Here is a 20,222-nt window from a genome sequence, read left to right as displayed (position 1 = left end):
ACCGATCACGGCAGCGGATGGGTGATGCCGCGTGCGTGGTCGGCGACCCCCGCGGCCACGACCGTCGCGCTGAGCGGAAGCATCTCCAGGCAGCGGCGGACGGCGGCGGCCAGCAACGTGTTCGGCACCCGCATGGACAGGGTGCAGTGCGGCACCCAGCGACCCGGCCGGTAGTGCTCGGCCAGCGTCACCCCGGCGCCAACCAGCCGGTCGTGCACCCGCCGGTGGTGCGCCAGCAGTTCGGTGGTCGGCGTGACACCCAGCCACAGCACCCGGCCGACGAACTGCCCGGCGTACTGGAAATCAAGGCGCAGCGGCTCCGCCACCACGCACCCGGCGAGAGCTCCGGCCACCTGCTCGGGGTCCAGCCGAGGCGCCACCGCGAGCGAGACGTGCGGGCGGTGCCGCTGCTCCAGCAGCGAGCGCATGCTCTGCACGCCCTCGGCCTCGAGCGCGTCCCAGAGCACCCGGATCCGCCGGCTGGCATCGGTGTCCAGGTAGAGCTCCAGCGCCGCGACCACGTGATCATCGTAGGGTGCGGCCCGCGTTTCCGGGCCGCGCGACCATCGTGCTCAGGGCACGACGACGGCGCGGCCCTCGAGCGTGCCGTCGGCCATCTTCCGGTACGCCGTGACCGCGTCCTCCAGCGCGTACGTGCTCGCCTTCGGCCGGACCAGCCCCCGCGCGCCCAGCTCCAGCACCTCGATCAGCTCCGGGCGGCTGCCCCAGTAGGTGGTCTGGATGCTCACCTCGTACGGCACCGAGAAGAACCCGACCGGCAGGGTGCCGCCCCCGAGGCCGACGATGGTCAGGTCCCCGACGGTCCGCGCGGCGGCGGCGCCGAGCGCCAGCGTCGCGTCCGCGCCGACGCAGTCGATGATCACGTCCGCGCCCCGGCCGCCGGTGGCCTTCCGGATCTCCTGGGCGGTGTCCGCCCCCGAGCGCAGGCTCAGGTCGGCGCCGCACTCATCGGCGAGCCGCAGCGCCCCGTCCCGGGTGTCCACCGCGATCACCCGGGCCGCGCTGGTGGCCTTGAGGATCTGCACGCCCACGTGCCCGAGCCCGCCGACCCCGATCACCACGGCAGTGCTGGTCGGCCCCAGCTTCGCCCAGGACCGGCGGATCGCGTGGTACGGGGTGAGACCGGCGTCGGTCAGCGGCGCCGCCCGCACCGGGTCGAGCCCGTCCGGCAGCGCAACGACGTGCCGGTCGTCCGGCACGAGCATGTACTCGGCCATGCCGCCGTCCAGGCCGAGGCCGCCGCCCCCGCCCGGTACCGGCGCGCCGGCCGGGTTCTCGCAGTACGGGTCGACGCCCACCCGGCAGCGGGCGCACGTCCCGCAGCCCCACGGCCCGTAGACCGCCACCGGCTGCCCCACCTCGAGCCCGGTCACGCCGTCGCCGAGCGCGTGCACCCAGCCGGCGTTCTCGTGTCCCAGCGTGAACGGCGGGTTCCACGGCACCGCGCCGGCCTCGAAGTCGTGCATCAGGTGCAGGTCGGAGTGGCAGGCCCCGGCGGCGCCGACGCGCACCACCACCTGGCCCGGGCCGGGCGTCGGCTCGGGCACCTCGACCAGCTCGGGCTCGGACTTCCAGCCGGGCAACCGCAGTGCGCGCATCGGGTCCTCCTGTCCGTCGCGGCCCGTCTGCCCGCTCGGCGCGCCGTCAAACGGTTCACCCGCTCCGGGTGAACCGGCCTCACCCCGCGCCGTGTCAGCCTGCCAGGGACAGGAAGGAAGAGCGGATGACGACGCCTGCGGCGGACCTGTTGCGGCGGTTGGGGGACGGCATCCACCCGGACCTGCCCGAGACCACCGCCGGGACGGTACGCCTTGACGCCCGCGGCGACAGCCGCACGGAACACTGGTACCTGACCATCGCCGACCAGCGCGTCGCGGTGACCCGGAGCGCCGACGAGGCCGACCTGGTCGTGCGCGCAGACCGGTCGGTCTTCGACCGGATCGCCGCCGGGACGCTGCACCCGGCGGCGGCACTGGGCCGCAACGACCTGACCATTCGCGGTGACATCCGGCTGTTCATGATGCTCCGCCGGCTGTTCCCCGGCTCGCCCGGCGCACGCCACCCCCGTGACGTGGCGACCGGTACGCGGAGGCACCCGTGAGGCAGGAGCGGGTGCACGTGATGGCCGGCAACGCCTTCGCGATCAGCGACGCGCAGGGCGACATGGAGGTCGACCCCCGCACGCCGGTCGGGCTCTTCTCCTTCGACACCCGGTTCCTGGCGCACTGGGTGCTCCGGGTCGACGGGGAGCGGTTGCAGGCCCTGTCCCGGGACGACATGACGTACTTCGAGACCCGGTTCTTCCTCGTCCCCGGCACCGCCAGCCACTACGTCGACGCGGACGTGTCAGTGATCCGGCACCGGTCCCTCGACGACAGCTTCAACGAGAAGCTCACCGTGCTCAACCACTCCGCCGAGCCGGCCGACATGACGGTCCGGATGGAGATCGGCAGCGACTTCTCCGACGTGGCCGAGGTCGGCCGGCCGCGCGAGCGACCGGTCGAGGTCACCCCCGAGCCGGAGCGCCGGCAGCTGCGGCTCCGGTACCGCCGGGAACACTTCGACCGCGAGGCGATCGTGACCAGTACCGCGCCGGTCGAGGTCGACGACGCGGGGATGACGTTCCGGATCCGGGTGGCGCCCCGTGGGCAGTGGGAGACCGACCTGCACATCTGCATGACCGTGCGGGGCGAGGGCGGTCACGACATGCGCGCCGACCTGGAGACCCACCACCGCAACGTCCGCCGCAACATGCGCGACGACCTGCAGGCCTGGCTCGACCGGGCACCCACGCTGGTCGCCGAGAACGGCGCGCTGGCGGCGGCGTACGAGCGGTGCCTGACGGACCTCGCCGCCCTGCGCTACGAGCCGCTGTCGTCCACCCGGCGGGTCACGGTCGGTGGCCTGCCGTGGGCGATGACGCTGTACGGGCGGGACATCCTGGTGACCTGCCTCCAGACGTTGCCGTTCACGCCGGAGCTGACGCCGGTGGCGTTGCGCCTGCTCGCCCTGGTTCAGGGCGGCCAGCTGGACGACGTCCACGACGAGGAACCCGGCAAGATCCTCGCCGAGTTGCGCTACGGGGAGGCCGCCGCGTTCGGCGAGGAGCCGACCACCCTCTACTACGGCGCGGCCGACACCACGCCGCTGTTCGTGGTGCTGCTCGACGAGTACGAGCGCTGGTCCGGCGACGTCGCGCTGGTGCGGGAGCTGCGCCACCCGGCGCGGATGGCGCTGAACTGGATCGACGAGTACGGCGTGTCGACCGGCGACGGGTACGTCCGCTACCAGCGTCGCAACGATCGCAAGGGTCGGCTCAACCAGTGCTGGAAGGACTCACCGGACGCGATCACCGACCGGAACGGGCGGCAACCCGGCTTCCCGCGCGCGACCTGCGAGGTACAGGGCTACGCGTACGACGCGAAGCTGCGCGGCGCCCGTCTCGCCCGGAAGGTCTGGGGCGACCCCGCGTACGCGGACCGGCTCGAGCGGGAGGCGGCGGAGCTGAAGCGGCGGTTCAACGAGGACTTCTGGCTGCCCGAGCGGGGCTACTACGCGCTGGCCCTCGGCCCCGACGGTGAGCCGGTCGACGCGCTCACCTCCAACATCGGTCACCTGCTGTGGAGCGGGATCGTTCCCGACGACCGGGCCGGTACGGTCGCCGAGCACCTCGTCGGCCCGGATCTCTTCTCCGGCTGGGGCGTGCGCACCCTCGCGGCCGGGCAGCACGTCTACAACCCGGTCGGCTCGCACCTCGGCGCCGTGTGGCCGTGGGACAACGCCCTGATCGCCGCCGGGCTGCGTCGGTACCGGTGCGACCGGGCGGCGGCGCGGATCGCGCAGGGGATGTTCGACATGGCCGAGACGGTCGGCGGGGCGGTGCCCGAGGTGGTCGCCGGCTACCCGCGCACCCTGACGAAGTACCCGGTCCAGCTTCCCATCGCCGGCCGCCCGCAGGCGTGGTCCTCCGGTGGCCTGCTGATGCTGCTCGCCACCGTCCTCGGGCTGGTCCCCAGCGGCGACAGCCTGCTGGTGAACCCGGCGCTGCCGGAGGGCTTCGGGCGGATCGAGCTGCTGGACGTCCCCGGCCGGTGGGGTCACGCCGACGCCTACGGCCGGGACCGCGCCGCGGGGGTGCGTGGGCACCGGCCCCGGCTGCGCTGACCCGGCCGGGGCCGCCTCACGTCGCGCCGTTGGGCGGTGACGGCTTGCCGGGCCCGTCGTCGCCAGGCGTCGGAACACCGGGCGCCGTGGGCTGCCCGGGCACGGCGGCGGGTGGCTGCGTCGCCCGGCCGGTGGGACGGGCGGTCGGCTGGTTGCGGTGCCGCCCGGTCGGGGTGGCGCTCGGGCCGTCGCTGGGCTTACCGGCCAGCACCCGGTCGCAGTAGCCGGTCACCTCGTCCCGCCCACCGGCCGCGGCGACGAGGTCGCCGAAGACGGGATTGTCCAGGGCCTGGCCGGGGTTGTCGCCGGCGCCGGCCCGGTACGCCCGGCACAGTCCCACCACCGAGGTGTCGGGATCGGGCCGGGCCGCCCCGCCGGTCGGGGGAGCGGGCCGCGGGCCGGTGCCGGTGGCGTCGGGCGTCGCCGGTGTCGACGGGGACGGCGTCACCGACGGCGTCGACGGGCGCAGCGGATTCGGCAGGGCGCCCCCGGCGGCGGCCAGCGCCGCCCCGCCGGTGCCCGCGAGCAGCAACCCGACCAGGGCCGCGCGCACCCCGAAGCCGGCGAGCGCGAAGCCCCGCCGACGCTCGGGAATCGCCACGGGGGTGCCGAGGAGCGCCATCTGGTACGCCCGCACCGCCGCGGCCTCCCCGGCCAGCTCGCCGGGCACCGGTGCGGCGCGGACCGCCGACAGGAACGGCACGAGGGCGTGCCACCGGTCCGTCGGGTCGACGGCGGTGCCGTCGAGCAGCCGCTCGACGGTGTCGGGGTCCATCCGGTGTGCAGTCATGTCGTGTCCCTCAGCGCCAACGAGCGCCCGGGCGTCACACGGGCAGAGAGTGACCTGGGACAACGACGGCGCACACCGGGTGCGCCGGACCGGAACGGCGGCCCGGGGCCGGGCTGCGGCTCAGCCCATCGTCTTGGCGCCGTCGATCGCCTCCCGGAGGATGTCGGCGTGCCCCGCGTGCTGGGCGGTCTCCGCGATGACGTGCAGCAGGACCCGGCGGACGCTCCAGCTCGCGCCGGGCTCGAACCACGGCGCCGACGGCAGCGGGTGGGACCCGTCCAGGTCGAGCGTGGTGACCAGCTCGTCGGTCCGGGCGGCCACCTCGGCGTACGCGTCGAGCAGGCCGGCGAGCGTCTCGCCCTCGGTCATCCGGAACTGGCCGAGCCAGTCCACCGGCTCGCTGGCCATCGCGTCGGCGCCGCCGACCGCGAAGCGCAGCCAGGCGGCCTCCGTGGTCGCCACGTGCTTGACGAGGCCGCCGAGGCACAGCTCGCTGACCGTGCTGCGCAGGGCGGCCTGCTCGTCGCTGAGGCCCTGCACGGTCTGCAGCAGGAAGCCGCGGTGGCGGCGCAGGCTCGCCAGCAGGTCGGCGCGCTCGCCGGTGACGGACGGTGCGGAAGCGGTCATGGCGGTCACCCTTCGCCGAAGTCGGGAACAGCCCCGACGATAGGTGCGAGCACCGACATTCTCCGCCGCCACGCTGCCGGTTTTCGCCCTGCGGTTGCCGGTTCGTCCGATCCGGGTTCCACTAACTACATGGGTGTCATCAAGGTCGGCACGGCGTCCTGGGCGGACCAGATGCTGCTGCGGTCCGGCTGGTATCCGCGGTCCGCCACCACCCCCGCCACCCGGCTGGCCCACTACGCCGGACGCTTCCCGCTCGTGGAGGTGGACACGTCGTACTACGCGGTGCCCGCACCGGAGACGACCCACGGCTGGGCCGCCGCGACGCCGGACGGCTTCACCTTCGACGTCAAGGCGTTCCGCCTGTTCACGGGGCACCCGACACCGGTCGACGCGCTCCCGGCCGACCTGCGCCCGGCGGGCGGCCCGGCCCGCGTCCGCCGCCGGGACCTGACGCCCGGGGCGTACGACGAGCTGTGGGACCGGTTCCGGGCGGCGCTGGACCCGCTCGCGGCGGCCGGGCGGCTCGGAGCCGTGCTGTTGCAGTTCCCGCCCTGGCTGGTCCACGGCGACGCCGCCCGGCGCCGGATCGCCGAGCTGGCAGTGCGGTGCCGGCCCTGGCCGGTCGCCGTGGAGCTCAGGCACGGCTCCTGGTTCGACGGCGCCACCGCCCTCGACACCCTCGCCTTCCTGCGCGAGCACGGCCTCGCGCACGTCACGGTCGACATGCCGCAGGGCCACCCCTCGTCGGTGCCGCCGATCCCGGTCGCGACCGCCGACCTCGCGGTGGTCCGCTTCCACGGGCACGGCACCGCCTGGGAGTCCGGCGACAAGCAGGAGAAGTTCCGTTACGCCTACGGTGAGCGGGAGCTGCGCCACTGGGCGGAACTGCTCGTCGAGCTGGCCGGGCAGAGCGCCGAACTGCACGCGCTGTTCAACAACTGCTGCGGCGACCAGGCGCAGCGCGACGCGGCCCGCCTCGCCGACCTGCTCGGCGTCGAGCCGGCCCGCCCGCCCGAGCCGGCCCGCTCCGGTTGACCGGTCTCCCCACCGGCCGGTCGGAGCCGCACCGGCTGGCAGCCGGGCGGCCCGTCACGTAAGCCCCGTCGTGCCCAGGCGGCGCGAGCGGGTCAGGAGCGCCGGCCGCGGGTGCGCAGCGCGTCCTCCGAGCGGATGTCGATGTCCGCGTCGTCGGGGAACGGTCGGCGTGACGGCGCCGGGTCCGGCGGCGCGCCGGGACCCGCCGTCGGCGTACGCGTCGGCTCGACCGACCCCAGGCCGTGCCGGCCGGCCCGCCCCGACGGTCCGGCCGGCGCACCGGCGCGGCGTTCACCGCGCCGCCCTTCGGGTACGGCGGTCTCCTCGCTGCCCTCGTCCATCGGATCGTGCTCGCCCGCGCCCCAGGGCGGGTCGGCGTCGAAACCGTCCCGGGTGACCCAGGGCGTGGCCGCCTCCGGCTGCCGTCCGTCGTCCCGCCCGCTGCTGCCCGTCATCGCCCACCTCGCTGGTTGGTCCGGCTACCCGGGCCGATTGCCCATCCCGGTCGTCGTTATGCCTTCGGGAACGTCGCACCCGCCGGAGACCGGGCTTCAGGAACGCCGCATGCCGCCGCGAACCGGCCTCCGGGAACCCGCGTCCGGCGCAAGATCGGCCGTGGGAAAGGCTGCGCGCCCCGCCAGGAAACCGGCGGGGCGCAGCGTCCCGTGTCAGCGGCCGGACGTCGCCATCCTGCGACCGGTCACGCCCGTCATCGCCATCTTGCCGATCCCCTTCATGGAGCCCAGCGACCCGGTCCGTCCGAGCATGCCCCGGAAGACCTGTCCGGGCTTCTGCTGCTCCCCCATGTACGAGGTGACCACGATCAGCGCCCCGGTCAGCGCCGGGACCGCCCACTGGAGCACCCTCATCTGCCGCTGGGCCGCCGCCACGTTCGAGGGCGTGGAGTGGTTCGGTTCGGTCGTGCCGTCGACCGGAGGATTGCCGGCCTTCTCCAGTTTCATACCGAGCAGCCGGCTGTAGCCGGTCACCGCGAGCGCGCTCACCGTCAGCGCGGTCTTCAGGCCGCTGGCCCGGCCCACTCCCGCCTGGGCCGCCACCCGTGGGCTCTCCGTCACCAGCTCACCGACCGCGCCGGCGAGGTGCGCGCCGATCGCCGCGGCGTTGACGGGCGTCCACTTGGCCCACCCGGCCGACGCCACCGGCAGTCGCTGGGTCGAGTCGCTGATCTGTGTCGCGCCGCCGTTGACCCCGAACGCTCCCATCAGGGAGCCCCCGAACCAGGCCGCCAGGCCCAGATCGTGCATCGAGCGCAGCGCGGTGTGCCGTTCGGACATCTGATCCCCTTCCACCGTGTCGGGCGGTGCGGCATACCCGCCGCCCGAGCCGCTAACCCCGTCCGTCGACCGCCGATACCTCGCGCGGTCACCGAAGCCGCCGCAGAAGGGGGGCGGGGGTCAGCCCTGCGGCAGGTCGGCGGCGAACCGGGCCACCCGGTCGGCCAGGGGAGCCGCCGCGCGTACCCAGGTGAAGTGGTCCATCCGGGCCCCGGCCTGCGCCGCCGTGTAGCGCTCGCGCACCACGGGCGCCGCGACGAGCTTGGCGCACAGGTGGTCGAGCGTCTCGTGCGGCGTGTACTGGTCGTCGTCGACGCTGACCGCCAGCACCGGGGTGCGGATCTCGCGGACGGCCGCCTCGGCGTCCACCCCGTCCAGCCGTGGGAAGCGGCCGGTCCGGGCGGTGTGCGCCCAGTCGCGGATCACGCCGCGCGCCTGCCGGCCGCCGAACCCCCAGCCGGGCCACACGCCGAGCAACCGGGCGGTGGCGGCGATGCCCTGCGTGTACGGCAGGACGCCGTACCCCCGCGGGCCCGGGTAGCTGCGCCACCACGGCACCCCCACGGCGACCAGCGCCAGCCCGTCGACGTCGTGTCCCTCGTGCAGCGCGAGGTGCAACAGGGCCGCCTGACCGCCGAGGGAGTGACCGAGCAGGACGGTCCGCCGGCCGTCCCGGCGTTCCTTCAGCGCCGCGAGGACGGCGCCGACGTCGGTGGCCAGGTCGGCGTACCCGTAGCGGCAGGCGCGGCTCGGCGGTGGCGTGCTCGTGCCGGTGCCACGCAGGTCGGCGATCGCGACGGCCGTCCCGGCGGCGCGCAGGGCCGTGGCGAACGGCCGGTAGTAGCGGGCGGGGACCCCCATGGCGGGGGAGATCAGCACCAGGGTGTCGGCGCCGTCGTCCGGCTCGGGGTAGACCTGGAGGCCGAGACGCGCCCCGTCGACGTCGACGAACTCCTGCTGGTACTCCGCGTTCACGGTGCCAATCTACGGGCCTTGCCTACCGACGGGTAACCAGCGGGTGACGGCCGTCACCCGACCGGGAGCCACTCCGGCGACCGCGCCGGCGCCGGGACCGCTGCGCGGCGTTCGACCCGCTCCACCGCCGCGAGCACGTCCGGCACGTCGAGCGCCGCCAGCGCCGGATGCGGTACGCCGTCCGCCCGCCCGCCGTCGTCCGGACCGCGCCAGAGGACCTCGTGGCAGGTCCGGTCGGGTGGTGGGCCCCACTGGGCGGGTGGGACGGGGCCGAAGAGGAGGACCGACGGGGTGTGGTAGGCGGTGGCGAGGTGGGCGATGCCGGTGTCGCCGCTGACGAGGAGTCGGGCGTGGGCGACGAGGGCGGCGAGGTGGTGCAGGTCGGTACGGCCGGCGAGGATCGCGTGGTCGGGCAGTCCGGCGAGGTGGGCGATCTGCTGGGCCAGGCGCTGCTCCGCGCGGTTGCCGGTGACGACGACCCGGTGGCCGGTGGCGGTGAGGTGGCGGGCGACGGCGGCGAACCGCTCCGCCGGCCAGCGCCGGTGCGGCGCCTTCGCTCCGGGGTGGACGATCGTCACCGCGCCGGGCAGCGCCCCGGGGCTCGGCGGGGTCAGGGCCAGGTCGGTGCGGTCGGTGGGGATGCCGTACCAGGCGAGCAGCCGGCACCACCGGTCGACCTCGTGCTCGTCGGCCCGCCAGGGCGGGCCGTCGTGGTGGCCGGCGTCGGGGTTGGCGAAGGCGAGCAGCCGGCCGGGTCGGGTCGCGGTGAGCATGTGGTGCGACTGGGGGCCGCGCCCGTGCAGGTTGACCGCGAGGTCGGGGGCGGGGCCGGTCCAGGGCAGCGGGCCGAGGCCGGGGGCGTCGACGTGGCGGTCGACGCCCCCGATCAGCTTCACCAGCGGGGCCAGCCAGGCCGGGGCGGCCAGGGCGAGTTCCCGGTCGGGGTGGGCGCGGCGCAGGGCGCGCAGCGCCGGGACGGCGGTGGCGAGGTCACCGACGCCCAGGGCGCGCAGGACGAGGATCACGGGTACGACGACTCCTGCTCGGCGCAGACCACCATCTCGCGCACGGCGCAGCCGGCGGGCTGGGACAGGGCGAACAGCACCGCCGCGGCGGTGTCGGCGGGATCGTTGAGGATCGCCTCCGGCCCCGGCTTGTACCGCTCGTCCCGCTGGTCGAAGAACGCCGTGCGCATGCCACCCGGGATCAGCAGGGTCACCCCCACCGTGCCGGCCAGCTCCGCGGCCAGGGCGCGGGTGAACCCGACCACCCCGAACTTCGCCGCGCAGTACGCCGTGGCGTCACTGACCGCCTTCACCCCCAGCGTCGACGCCACGGTCACCACCGTGCCGTGCGCGGCCTCCAGTGCGGGCAGCGCGGCCCGCACCACCGCTGCCGTGCCGAGCAGGTTGATCGCGACGATCCGGTCCCAGGTCTCGCCCGGCACGTCCGCCAGCCGGCCCGGCACGTCCATTCCGGCCGCGGTGACCAGGCCGGTCAGCACGCCGCCGGCCTGCTCCAGCACCTGCCGGGTGGCCGCCTCGGCGGCCCGGGTGTCGGCCAGGTCGCACTCCACCCACGGCACCCCGTCCGCCGGGGGCTGGCGGTCCAGCACGTACGGCCGCCCGCCGGCCTTGGTGACCGCGGTGACCACCGCCGCGCCCAGCCCGCTCGACCCCCCGGTCACCAGGACCGCCGATCCGTTCAGCTCCCTGCTCATGCCCCCGCCTTCCCGGCGACGACCTGCGGCGCCACCGCACCGAGCCGGCTGATCCGCTCGCTCATGCTGCTCCCTTGATGAGTCGGTCACCGCGCTGTCGCGCGGCGGTGATGGTGGCCGTGGTGGACCGGCCGGCCAGGTAGGGCACCGTGACGATTCGGCCGCCCCAGCCGCGGACCAGTTCGGCCTCCGGCAGTTCCGGCGCCCCGTCGCCGGCGTAGTCGCCGCCCTTCACCCAGATGTCCGGGCGCAGTCGCGACAGCACGGCGTGGGGTGTGGGCTCGTCGAAGACCACCACCGTGTCCACGCAGTCCAGCGCGGACAGCAGCGCCGCCCGGTCGGTCTCCGTGTTGAGCGGCCGCTCCGGGCCTTTCAGCCCCCGGACGCTGCGGTCGGAGTTGAGGCAGACGACCAGCACGTCACCGAGCCGGCGGGCGGCCTGGAGGGTGGCGACGTGCCCGGCGTGCAGGATGTCGAAGCAGCCGCCGGTCGCGACGACGGTGCCGCCGTCGGCGCGTACCCGTGCCACGACCTGCTCGGCCGGGCCGGGCTCGGGCCGGACGGGCCGCTCCGGTTCGCGGTGCAGTCCGACGGCGCCACCCGCCGCCACGTACGCCGACGCGGCGGCGACGGCCTCGCCGACCGCCTCGGAGACCAGCGCCCCGCCGGCGAGAGCGGCGGCGGCCGCCACGGCGAACCGGTCCCCGGCACCGCAGGTGTCCTCGACCTTCGCCACCGGGGAGGGCGGCGGCACGACCAGCGGGGTGCTGCCGGAGTGGCACAGCACCGCGCCCTCCGCGCCGGTCGTCACCGCCACCGCACCGACGCGCCAACGCCGCCGCAGCTCGTGCCCGGCCCGGGTGGCGGTCGACAGCGCCGGGCCGGCACCGGCGTCGCCGGTGAGCTGGCGCAGCTCGACCAGGTTCGGCGTGACGAGCCGGGCGCCCGGCACGGCCGCCGGCCCCTTCGGATGGGGGTCCCACACCACCGGGGCGGACGCCGCCGCCAGCGCGGCCCGCAGCGCCGGCTGCCGCAGCACGCCGCGTCCGTAGTCGCTGGCGAGGACGCCTCCGGCGGCGGCGATGACCGCCAGGGCCGCCTCGGGCGGTTCGGCCGGTGCCGTCGGCTCGCCGCCCCGGTCCAGCCGCAGCAGTGTCTGGCCGCCCGCCCGCAACCGGATCTTCTCGGGCGTGGCGCCCGGCATCCGCAGCGGGTAGACGCGCACCCCGGCGGCCGTGAGCAGTTCCGCCACGCGGGCCCCGGCCGGGTCGTCGGCGAGGGCGGTCACCAGGGCGACCTCGGTGCCCTGCGCGGCGGCGAGCAGCGCGGCGAGGCCCGCGCCGCCGGGCCGGTCGGTCGCCGACCGCTCGTCCAGCACCGGCACCGGGGCGTCCGGGCAGACCCGGCTGACGGTGCCGGCGACGTCGCGGTCCAGCAGCGCGTCACCGACGATCACCAGCGGCCCGCTCACCGGTCCGCCCCGTCCGTCCGGCCGGCGCCGTCGTGTCCGTTGGCCGTGTGCCCCGGTGGACCGTGTCCGTTCGCACCGTGCCCGGTCGGACCGTGTCCGTTCGCACCGTGTCCGTTGGCGCCGGGGCCGGTCGGGAGGCCGGCGGTGGCCAGCACGCGGCCGTCGACGAACCGCTCGGTACGCCCGCGCGGCGCTGGCACCCGAGGCACGTCCCGCACCAGCGGCAGTGCCCGGTCCACGTGTTCGCAGAGCACGTGGCTGGAGACCAGGTGCAGTTCCTGCACCACCTGGCTGTCCGGCGACGGCACCGCGAGGACGTCGTCGCAGAGGTCGGCGAGGGGGTTCGGGGTCGGGCCGGTGAAGGCCCAGCAGCGCAGGCCGGTGTCGTGGGCGGCGTGGGCGGCGTGCAGGAGGTTGGGGCTGGCGCCGCTGGTGGACATGAGCAGGAGGATGTCGCCGTCGCGGCCGTGGGCGCGGACCTGGCGGGCGAAGACCTCGTCGTAGCCGTAGTCGTTGCCGATGGCGGTGACGGCGCTGGTCTCGGCGTGCAGGGCGATGGCGGACAGGGGTTGGCGGTCGTCGCGGAGTTTGCCGACGAGTTCGGCGGTGAGGTGCTGCGCCTCGGCGGCGCTGCCGCCGTTGCCCGCCACGAGCAGGCGCCCGCCCCGCGCGAGCGTCCACGCCAGTTCCGTTCCCCAACCGGAGAGCCGCTCCGCCACCTGCCGGTACGGCAGCAGCGCCGCGGCCAGGTTCGCAAGGTGGCTGTCGAGGGTGGACAGGCCCGCCGTCATCAGGCCACCGCCGGGGTGGGACGGCCGGCGGCGGTCACCGCGGCGTACACGGCGCCGAGCTGTTCGGCGCAACGCTTCCAGGAGTACCGGCTGCGGATGCGGTCCAGCGCCGCCGTCGCGTACGCGAACCGGCGCACCTTGTCCGCGAGCAGGCGGCGGATCGCCGCGCCCAGCGCCCGGTGGTCCCGTGGCGGTACGAGGTCGCCGGTCAGGCCGGCGACGACCGTGTCGGAGATGCCGCCGACGTCCGTGCCCACCACCGGCACGCCGCAGGCCATGCCCTCCAGCGGGGTCAGCCCGAACGGCTCGTACCAGGGGGCGGCGACCAGCAGGTCGGCCGACCGGTACCAGCGGCCCATCTCCTCCCGGGGCACCGCGCCGACCAGCTTCACCCGGTCCGCCACCCCGCAGGACTCGGCGAGCGCGCCGAGCCGGCGGGCGAACGCGTCGGCCGGGAGCTGCTCGGCGGGGGGCCCGCCGACGATCACGCACTCGGCGTCCGGCACCGCGGGCATGGCCCGGACCACCTCCGGGAAGCCCTTGCGCTCGACCATCCGGCCGACCGTGATGATCCGTTGCCGGGCCGGGTCGCGCGGGGCGACCGGCCCGTCCGGGCGGAACATCTCCTGGTTGACGCCGGAGGGGACAAGCGCCATCCGGGACCGCGGCACACCCAGCCGGACCAGCTCGCCGATCTCGTCCTGGCACTGCACGATCACCCGGTCGGCGGCCCGCCCCAACGCCCGTTCGTAGCCGATCCGGCCCGGTGGGCTGGTGTCCCTGGCACCCTGGTGCCGCTTCTTGACGGTGCCGAGCGCGTGGTACGTCAACACCACCGGCACCCGGGTCCGGCGGCCGGCGTGCAGGGTCGCCAGCCCGCTCATCCAGAAGTGCGCGTGCGCCACGTCCGGTGTCCAGTCCCCGTCGCGCCACTGGCCGGCGAGCCAGCGGCCGAACTCACCCATGTACGGCAGCAGGTCGTCCTTCGGCACCCGCAGCGCCGGGCCGGCCGGCACGTGGCACACCTGGTAACCGTCCGCCGTGGACACGGTGTCCGGCAGCGTGGTGGAGTCGCGGCGGGTGTAGACGCGGACGTCGTGCCCCTCGCCGACCAGCGCGGCGGCCAGTTCCGCCACGTGGGTGTTCTGCCCGCCCGCGTCCTCCTCGCCGAGAACAGCCAACGGGCTCGCGTGCTCCGAGATCATCGCGATGCGCATGTTTCCTCCTCCATCAGCCGGTCCCAGTCGGCGAGGAACCGTCCGAGCCCGAACCGTTCCTTCGCCACCTCGCGACCTCGCGCGCCCAACCGGGAGGCCGCGTCGCGGTCCGTCATCAACCACCGGGCGGCCTCGACGAGGGTGTCGACCCGGGTGGCGAGCACTCCCGCGTCGGCCGGCACCGCGTCCACGGCCTCCGTGGTGGCCAGGGCGATCACCGGCATGCCCATCGCCATCGCCTCGATCAGGCTGAGGCCCAGCGACGTCCACCGGCACAGGTGCAGGTACGCCCGCCGCCGGGCCACCTCGGCGTGCATCCGGTCCTGCGGCAGGTCGTCGTACCCGGTCACCGGAAGGTCGGGGAAACCGGCCCGGGCCAGCGCGTCGGGCAGCCCGGCCACCCCCATGCCGAACACGTCCAGCGGGCCGACCTCGGCGAAGCGCGGCATCAGGTCGGTGCCGGTGACCCGCCAGCGGCGTACCGGTTCGTTGGTCACGACGGCGAGCCGGTCCAGGCCGCCGCTCCACTCGACGTGCGGCGGCACGATGCCGTGCTCGATCACCGCGGTACGGGTGGCGCCGGTGTCCCAGAACAGCTCGTTGAAGTGGGTGACGTGGGCGACCAGCAGGTCCTCGCGGTCGGCCATCGGGTGGCGGGTGTTCGGAACGTCGCCCTTGGGCGTGTTGTGTTCGACGTAGATCGCCGGCACGTCCCGTCCCGGCCGCCGGCGGAGCCACTGCGCCGCGAGGTCGTACTCCTCGGGGCGTTGCAGGATCACCACATCCACCTCGGCGTTCGCCAGGTCCTGCGGGGTCACCTCCACCGCCCGGTCCGGCCAGGGGTAGGTGCGGGCCCGCCCGAGGCCGTACGGGCCCCGGTCGGGCGTGACCGGCACCAGGTAGCGGTGCCGGCCGTGGACGAAGGACGTCGTCCACGAGCCGTGCACGTGCCAGAGCAGGATGTTCATGCCTCTCCTCAGCGGGTGTCTCGGGGTTCAGCGGGACGGCACGAGCACGCGGACCGCGTCGACCACGTCACCGGGGTCGAGGCCGGCGAGACAGGGGTGGTCGGGTACCGGACAGGACGACGCGCGGGTGTTCCGGCAGCCGGCGGTGGCGTCGCCGAGGCGTACGGTCGGCACGCCCCACGGCCCCCACTGCCCGAACGGGACGGTCGGGGCGAACAGGCTGACCACGGGCGTTCCGACCGCCGCCGCCAGGTGGGCCGGGCCGGTGTTGCCCACCACCACCGCGCGGGCGCCGGCGAGCACCCGCGCCAGGCCGGCCAGCGGGGTACGGCCGCCCAGGTCGACGGCGCGGTCCCCGGCGACGTACGCGGTCAGCTCCCGCTCGTCCGGTGCGCCGGTGACCACCACCCGGTGCCCGGCGTCGGCGAGCGCGGCGACGACGTCGGCGCACCGCCGGGGCGGGCAGGCGCGCGCGGGCACCGACGCGCCGGGATGCACGACGACGTAGCCGGGCTCGGCCAGGGCCGGGTGCAGCGTCTCCACCGGGCTGTCGCACCGGTCGACGCGCAGCCGGAGGGCGGGTTCGTCGTCGGCGGGCAGGGCGTAGCCGGCGGCGGCGGCGAGGGAGAGGGCGCGTTCGGGTTCGGGTACGCCGGTGGGGACGCGGTGGCGCACGTCGAGCAGGGCGCCGGGGTAGTCGTCGCTGATCGCCGAGATCCGGTGGACACCGATGGTGCGTAGCAGCAGGGCCAGGGGTAGCGGTGACTGGTGGTAGCTGGTGAAGATGACCGCTTCGTCGGCGGCGACGGCGGCGAGGGTGGTGGTGAGGGTGGTGATGTCGTCGGGGTCGACGGGGTCGGGGTGGGGGTCGATCCAGGGCAGGCGGTGTTCGATGATGGCGTCGACGCCGGGTAGCAGGTCGGCGGCGGCGCGGCCGCGGGGCCCGCACAGCAGCACCACGCGGTCGGCGTGTGCGGCGACGGCGCGGATGCCGGGTCCGGTGACGAGGACGTCGCCGGCGGAGTCGGACCGCACGACCAGCACCGTGCCGGCGCGGCGGGGCTCGCGGGGCACGACGGCGGCCTGCCGGCGCAGAATCTCCGTGACCGCGGCGGGGAGATCCGGCGCGACCCAGCCGGCGGCGTCGATCTCCTCGGGGCGGGTCACCGGCGTGGGCACCAGCACCGCCTGCGCCCCCGCCGCCAGAGCAGCGGTCACGTCCCGACCGATGTCACCGACCAGCACACACCGCCGCGGCACCGTACCCAACTCCCGAGCCGCGGCGTGCACCAGACCCGCAGCCGGCTTACGGCAGCCACACCCGTCAGCGTCGTCGTGCGGACACACCAGCCACGCGTCGAACGGCCCCAACAACTCCTCGACCCGGGCGTGCACCGCCCGCATCTGCGCCTCGTCGAACAACCCCTTCGCCAGCCCCGACTGGTTCGTCACCACCGCCAGCCGCAGACCCGCCGCCCGCAACGCGTCCAACGCCGCCCGCGCACCCGACACCGGCCGCACCTTCTCCGGGTCCCCGTTGTACGGCACGTCCTCGACCAACGTCCCGTCCCGGTCCAGCAACACCGCATCGAACAGGCGCGGACCACCCGGATTGATTTCCATGCGGCATCTGTTGCCCGTGGCAAGTGATGGCTGAAACATCACCCGGCCGCCTGGCGACGTTCGCCACGCGCGCGCCACCAGCCGCGTAGCCAGTGCGTCACCGCCAGCGGAGGGATCAGAGCGCTGGTCAACAGCATCGTGGTCACCTCGTCGGCGGTGCGCGGCCCGGGCGCGACGCGAGCACGGGCGAAGTCCGCCGTACCCGCCGCCCAGCCCGCCGCGCCGGCCGCCGCGACCACGCCGAGCAGCCGCCGGCGCGTACCCGTGGTGGTGCGCGACAGCGCGGCGGCGACCACCGCGACGGCGCCGGCGGCGGTGACCGCGACGTGCCGGGGCCGCCGGCCCGGCGGCAGGTCCAGGTCCGCGCGCCAGGTCGGCCCGTACAGGCGGCGCAGCAGCGCGTCGTCGGCGTTGCCGCGCTGCACACGCAGGCTGACCCAGCGGTCCTCGGGGCGTACCGGATGGGTCACCGACCGCTGCCCGCGGACCAGGTCCCAACCCGCCCGCCGGACCCGGTGGGCCAGCTCGGCATCCTCCCGGTAGGCCCGCGGGAACCGCTCGTCGAGCCCGCCGACCGCGGCCAGCGCCGCCCGCCGGTACGCCATGTCGGCGGTGATCCACGCGCTGACGGCGAGCCCGGCGGTCCCACGCTCCCAGTCCGTGGGGCGGCGGTCCGCCGGCAGCGGCACCTCGACGCGGCCCTGCACACCGCCGACGCGGTCACCGACCGCGAGGTCCGCGACCAGCCGGCGGGCCCAGTCGGCCGCCGGCACCACGTCGTCGTCCAGGAAGACGATCCAGGGGGAGCGGGCAACGCGCCAGCCCAGGTTGCGGGCCGCCGCCGGCCCCGCGCCGGGCCCGGTCAGCACCTTCGCGTACGCGGACAGCGCCCCCGGCACCGCCAGCTCACCGGCGGCGTCGCCGCGGTCGTCGACCAGCAGGATCTCCGGGTCGGGCAGCTCGCCGACCTGTGCCGCGAGCGCGTCGAGGAGCACCGCGAGGCTCGGCCGGCCGAGCGTCGGCACCACGACGCTGATCACCGGCCACCGCCCAGCGCGCCACGCCGCACCGCGAACGGGCCCATCGCCAGCAGCTCCACCGGTGCGGAGCCGAACAGCTCCATCGCCTCGCGGGGCGTGTCGACCATCGGCCGACCGGCGGTGTTCAGCGACGTGTTCACCACCACCGGCAGCCCGGTGAGCCGTTCGAACCCGGCCAGCATCTCCGCGACCAGCGGTTCGGTGTCGGCGTGCACGGTCTGCACCCGGGCGGTGCCGTCGACGTGGGTGACCGCCGGGATGCGGTCCCGCCACTCCGGCTTCACGTTGTGGACGAAGAGCATGTACGGGCTGGGGAAGACCCCCTCGAAGACCTCGGCGGCCCGCTCGGCGCGGACCATCGGGGCGATCGGGCGGAACTGCTCGCGACCCTTCACGTCGTTCATCCGGGCGGTGGTGGCCGGGTCACCGGGGTGGGCGAGCAGCGACCGGTGGCCGAGGGCCCGCGGGCCGTACTCGCTGCGCCCCTGGTACCAGGCGACGATGCCGTTGTCGGCGAGGACCCGGGCGGCCTCGGCGGCGATCGAGTCGGGCCGGAAGTAGGGCAGGGCGGCCCGACGCAGCTCGGCCTCCAGCTCCTCGTCCGACCAGCCACGACCCAGGTCCGCGCCGCCCATCGGCACCGGCCGGTCACCGAGGTCGCGGGCCACGTGCAGGGCGGCGCCCAGCGCCGTACCCGAGTCGCCGGCCGCCGGCTGCACCCAGACGTGCCGGAACGGGCCCTGCGCGGCCAGGCGTGCGTTCGCGACGCAGTTCAGGGCCACCCCGCCGGCCATCGCGATGGTGGAGGCGCCGCCGGACGCGTCGTACACCCAGCTCGCCAGGTCGAGGACGACCTCCTCCAGCCGGGCCTGCACACTGGCGGCCAGGTCGGCGTGGTCGCCGGTCATCTCACCGTCGGCGGTACGCGCCTTCGCCAGGCTCGCCCAGTCGATGCGCTCGACGGTGAAGCCGCCCTCCGGGGTGACCCGGATCAGGTCGCGGAGCAGGCCGAGGTGCTTCGGCTCGCCGTACGACGCCAGCGCCATCACCTTGTACTCGTCGCTGGAGTGCAGGAAGCCCAGGTGACGGGTCAGGTCCTCGTAGAGCAGGCCGAGGGAGTGCGGCAGCTCCTGCGCGTACAGGGGCTTGAGCCGGCCGTCGGCGTAGACCCCGGCGAGGTGGCTGGCCACCTCGCCGCGCCCGTCGAGGACCAGCACGGCGGTGTCGTCGCCGCCCGGTGGGGCGGCCAGCCCGGCGGAGGCGGCGTGCGCCACGTGGTGCGGGACGAACCGCACCTTCGCCGGGTCGAGGCCGGGCAGGGCAGCGGCGAGGAACTGCGGGGCGCGCTGCGCGTACTCGACGCGCAGCCAGTCCCAGGGGTCGGCGAGCCCGAGGCTCTCCGCCGGGCGGCACAGGCCCGGGTCGAACGAGTAGGCGACGGCATCGAGGTCGTCGACGTCCAGCCCGGCGCTGGCCAGGCACCAGGCGGCGGAGAGCTCCGGAAGCTCCCACGCGGAGAAGGGCACGGGACGCTTCCCGTGCTTGCGACGGCTGAACCGCTCCTCTTCGGCAGCGGCCACCACCCGGCCGTCGGCCACGAGGGCTGCCGCCGGATCGTGGAAGATCGCGTTGATTCCAAGGACCCGCATGACAGGTCCCCTACCCTCGGCTTCTCCCGCTAACCTGTAGATCATCGTCTTCTCCGGACCGCCGGTCCGTCGCGTGCGGAGGCCGGTTGACGCATGGTCACATCCGGTCAGCAGGCGGTGACCGGAGTGCCTGGTCGCCGCGGGCTACCGTTACGGAGGTCCGGTCACGCTCCGCCCGTCGACGTCCGGAGGGGTTCGATGTCCCGCTACTCCCGTCCACTCTTCGCCCGGATGTATCCACGAGCGACGGACGCGATGGACCGCGCCGGGGTGGCCGTGCACCGGCGCCGGCTGGTCGCCGGCCTGAGCGGCCGGGTGGTCGAGGTGGGCGCGGGCAACGGCCGCGCCTTCGCGCACTACCCGCCGGCCGTCGGCCACGTGCTGGCCGTCGAACCCGAGCCCCGGCTGCGGGCGGCGGCGCGCGTCGCCGCCGCGTCCGCCCCCGTGCCGGTGGAGGTGGTCGACGGGACCGCCGAGGACCTCCCGGTGGCGGACGGGACCGCTGACGCCGTCGTCCTGTCCCTGGTGCTCTGCTCGGTCGCCGACCAGGCCGCCGCGCTGCGTGAGGCCCGCCGGGTCCTGCGGCCGGGCGGGCAGGTGCGCTTCTTCGAGCACGTACGCGCGCAGAGCCCCGGCCTGCGCCGGGTGCAGCGGGTGGTCGACGCGACCGTCTGGCCGCTGGTGTGCGGCGGCTGCCACACCGGCCGCGACACGGCGGCGGCGATCCGGGAGGCCGGTTTCCACATCACCGAACTGGACCGCTTCCCGTTCCCGGAGACGGCGGTCCCGCTGCCGGCCACACCGCACGTGCTCGGCACCGCAGTACGCCGGTGACC

20 protein-coding genes are annotated in these 20,222 nt (G+C 75.4%); 4 read left to right on the top strand and 16 right to left on the bottom strand.

Going from position 1 to position 20,222, the window contains the following annotated elements; genetic code table 11:
- Positions 1 to 5: 5 nt before the first annotated feature.
- Positions 6 to 521: a 2'-5' RNA ligase family protein gene (locus ACN26Y_RS27245; RefSeq protein ID WP_155333007.1), complete on the bottom strand. Its 516-nt coding sequence runs from the start codon at positions 519 to 521 to the stop codon at positions 6 to 8.
- A gap of 51 nt (positions 522 to 572) precedes the next feature.
- A complete protein-coding gene (locus ACN26Y_RS27240) occupies positions 573 to 1,619 on the bottom strand; it encodes an NAD(P)-dependent alcohol dehydrogenase (RefSeq protein WP_155333006.1) in 1,047 nt (348 codons plus the stop codon).
- A 125-nt stretch (positions 1,620 to 1,744) separates the two neighbouring features.
- On the opposite strand from ACN26Y_RS27240, the gene ACN26Y_RS27235 reads away from it, so the two are divergent.
- Positions 1,745 to 2,122: an SCP2 sterol-binding domain-containing protein gene (locus tag ACN26Y_RS27235; RefSeq protein WP_155333005.1), complete on the top strand. Its 378-nt coding sequence runs from the start codon at positions 1,745 to 1,747 to the stop codon at positions 2,120 to 2,122.
- Positions 2,119 to 4,185: a glycogen debranching N-terminal domain-containing protein gene (locus tag ACN26Y_RS27230; RefSeq protein WP_422733743.1), complete on the top strand. Its 2,067-nt coding sequence runs from the start codon at positions 2,119 to 2,121 to the stop codon at positions 4,183 to 4,185. The genes ACN26Y_RS27235 and ACN26Y_RS27230 overlap by 4 nt, the downstream gene beginning before the upstream one ends.
- A gap of 16 nt (positions 4,186 to 4,201) precedes the next feature.
- Here the strand turns inward: ACN26Y_RS27230 and ACN26Y_RS27225 are convergent, their stop codons facing one another.
- Together ACN26Y_RS27225 and ACN26Y_RS27220 are read right to left on the bottom strand one after the other, a co-directional pair.
- Positions 4,202 to 4,975, bottom strand: a complete 774-nt coding sequence (locus ACN26Y_RS27225) for a hypothetical protein (RefSeq protein ID WP_155333003.1) — start codon at positions 4,973 to 4,975, stop codon at positions 4,202 to 4,204.
- A 120-nt stretch (positions 4,976 to 5,095) separates the two neighbouring features.
- Complete coding sequence (locus ACN26Y_RS27220; RefSeq protein ID WP_155333002.1) at positions 5,096 to 5,602, bottom strand: DinB family protein; 507 nt, start codon at positions 5,600 to 5,602, stop codon at positions 5,096 to 5,098.
- A 129-nt stretch (positions 5,603 to 5,731) separates the two neighbouring features.
- On the opposite strand from ACN26Y_RS27220, the gene ACN26Y_RS27215 reads away from it, so the two are divergent.
- Positions 5,732 to 6,637, top strand: a complete 906-nt coding sequence (locus ACN26Y_RS27215) for a DUF72 domain-containing protein (RefSeq protein ID WP_155333001.1) — start codon at positions 5,732 to 5,734, stop codon at positions 6,635 to 6,637.
- A 92-nt stretch (positions 6,638 to 6,729) separates the two neighbouring features.
- Here ACN26Y_RS27215 and ACN26Y_RS27210 read toward each other — a convergent pair whose 3' ends face one another.
- From ACN26Y_RS27210 to ACN26Y_RS27155, 12 genes are all read right to left on the bottom strand, one after another.
- Entirely contained in the window at positions 6,730 to 7,092 is a 363-nt protein-coding gene (locus tag ACN26Y_RS27210) for a hypothetical protein (protein ID WP_155333000.1), read from the bottom strand.
- 213 nt (positions 7,093 to 7,305) lie between these two features.
- Entirely contained in the window at positions 7,306 to 7,932 is a 627-nt protein-coding gene (locus ACN26Y_RS27205; protein WP_155332999.1) for a hypothetical protein, read from the bottom strand.
- A gap of 120 nt (positions 7,933 to 8,052) precedes the next feature.
- Entirely contained in the window at positions 8,053 to 8,907 is an 855-nt protein-coding gene (locus tag ACN26Y_RS27200) for an alpha/beta fold hydrolase (RefSeq protein WP_422733741.1), read from the bottom strand.
- A gap of 53 nt (positions 8,908 to 8,960) precedes the next feature.
- Entirely contained in the window at positions 8,961 to 9,932 is a 972-nt protein-coding gene (locus ACN26Y_RS27195; RefSeq protein ID WP_422733740.1) for a glycosyltransferase family 9 protein, read from the bottom strand.
- Positions 9,929 to 10,627, bottom strand: coding sequence for an SDR family oxidoreductase (locus ACN26Y_RS27190; RefSeq protein WP_155332996.1), 699 nt, complete (start codon positions 10,625 to 10,627; stop codon positions 9,929 to 9,931). The genes ACN26Y_RS27195 and ACN26Y_RS27190 overlap by 4 nt, the downstream gene beginning before the upstream one ends.
- 61 nt (positions 10,628 to 10,688) lie before the next feature.
- The gene (locus tag ACN26Y_RS27185) at positions 10,689 to 12,098 is read right to left on the bottom strand and encodes a PfkB family carbohydrate kinase (protein ID WP_422733739.1); all 1,410 of its coding nucleotides are present in this window, start codon (positions 12,096 to 12,098) and stop codon (positions 10,689 to 10,691) included.
- Positions 12,095 to 12,889 (bottom strand): D-sedoheptulose-7-phosphate isomerase, encoded by a 795-nt coding sequence (locus ACN26Y_RS27180; protein WP_155332994.1) that lies wholly within the window; start codon positions 12,887 to 12,889, stop codon positions 12,095 to 12,097. Before ACN26Y_RS27180 ends, ACN26Y_RS27185 begins: the two co-directional genes overlap by 4 nt.
- Entirely contained in the window at positions 12,889 to 14,106 is a 1,218-nt protein-coding gene (locus ACN26Y_RS27175; RefSeq protein WP_155332993.1) for a glycosyltransferase, read from the bottom strand. The genes ACN26Y_RS27180 and ACN26Y_RS27175 overlap by 1 nt, the downstream gene beginning before the upstream one ends.
- Positions 14,091 to 15,074: a glycosyltransferase gene (locus ACN26Y_RS27170; protein WP_155332992.1), complete on the bottom strand. Its 984-nt coding sequence runs from the start codon at positions 15,072 to 15,074 to the stop codon at positions 14,091 to 14,093. Before ACN26Y_RS27170 ends, ACN26Y_RS27175 begins: the two co-directional genes overlap by 16 nt.
- A gap of 27 nt (positions 15,075 to 15,101) precedes the next feature.
- The gene (locus ACN26Y_RS27165; RefSeq protein WP_422733738.1) at positions 15,102 to 16,697 is read right to left on the bottom strand and encodes an HAD-IIIA family hydrolase; all 1,596 of its coding nucleotides are present in this window, start codon (positions 16,695 to 16,697) and stop codon (positions 15,102 to 15,104) included.
- 38 nt (positions 16,698 to 16,735) lie between these two features.
- Entirely contained in the window at positions 16,736 to 17,737 is a 1,002-nt protein-coding gene (locus ACN26Y_RS27160) for a glycosyltransferase family 2 protein (protein ID WP_422733737.1), read from the bottom strand.
- Entirely contained in the window at positions 17,734 to 19,386 is a 1,653-nt protein-coding gene (locus tag ACN26Y_RS27155) for a carbamoyltransferase (protein ID WP_422733736.1), read from the bottom strand. The genes ACN26Y_RS27160 and ACN26Y_RS27155 overlap by 4 nt, the downstream gene beginning before the upstream one ends.
- Before the next feature lie 231 nt (positions 19,387 to 19,617).
- Between ACN26Y_RS27155 and ACN26Y_RS27150 the strand changes: the two genes are divergently transcribed.
- A complete protein-coding gene (locus ACN26Y_RS27150) occupies positions 19,618 to 20,220 on the top strand; it encodes a class I SAM-dependent methyltransferase (RefSeq protein WP_366604382.1) in 603 nt (200 codons plus the stop codon).
- The last annotated feature ends 2 nt before the right edge of the window (positions 20,221 to 20,222 follow it).

The sequence above is a fragment of the Micromonospora sp. WMMD558 genome, assembly GCF_049315255.1.
In the GTDB taxonomy this organism is placed as follows: Bacteria; Actinomycetota; Actinomycetes; order Mycobacteriales; family Micromonosporaceae; genus Micromonospora.
Note: the sequence above shows the minus strand (reverse complement) of the source record. Positions and strands in the feature narration are given on the sequence as shown.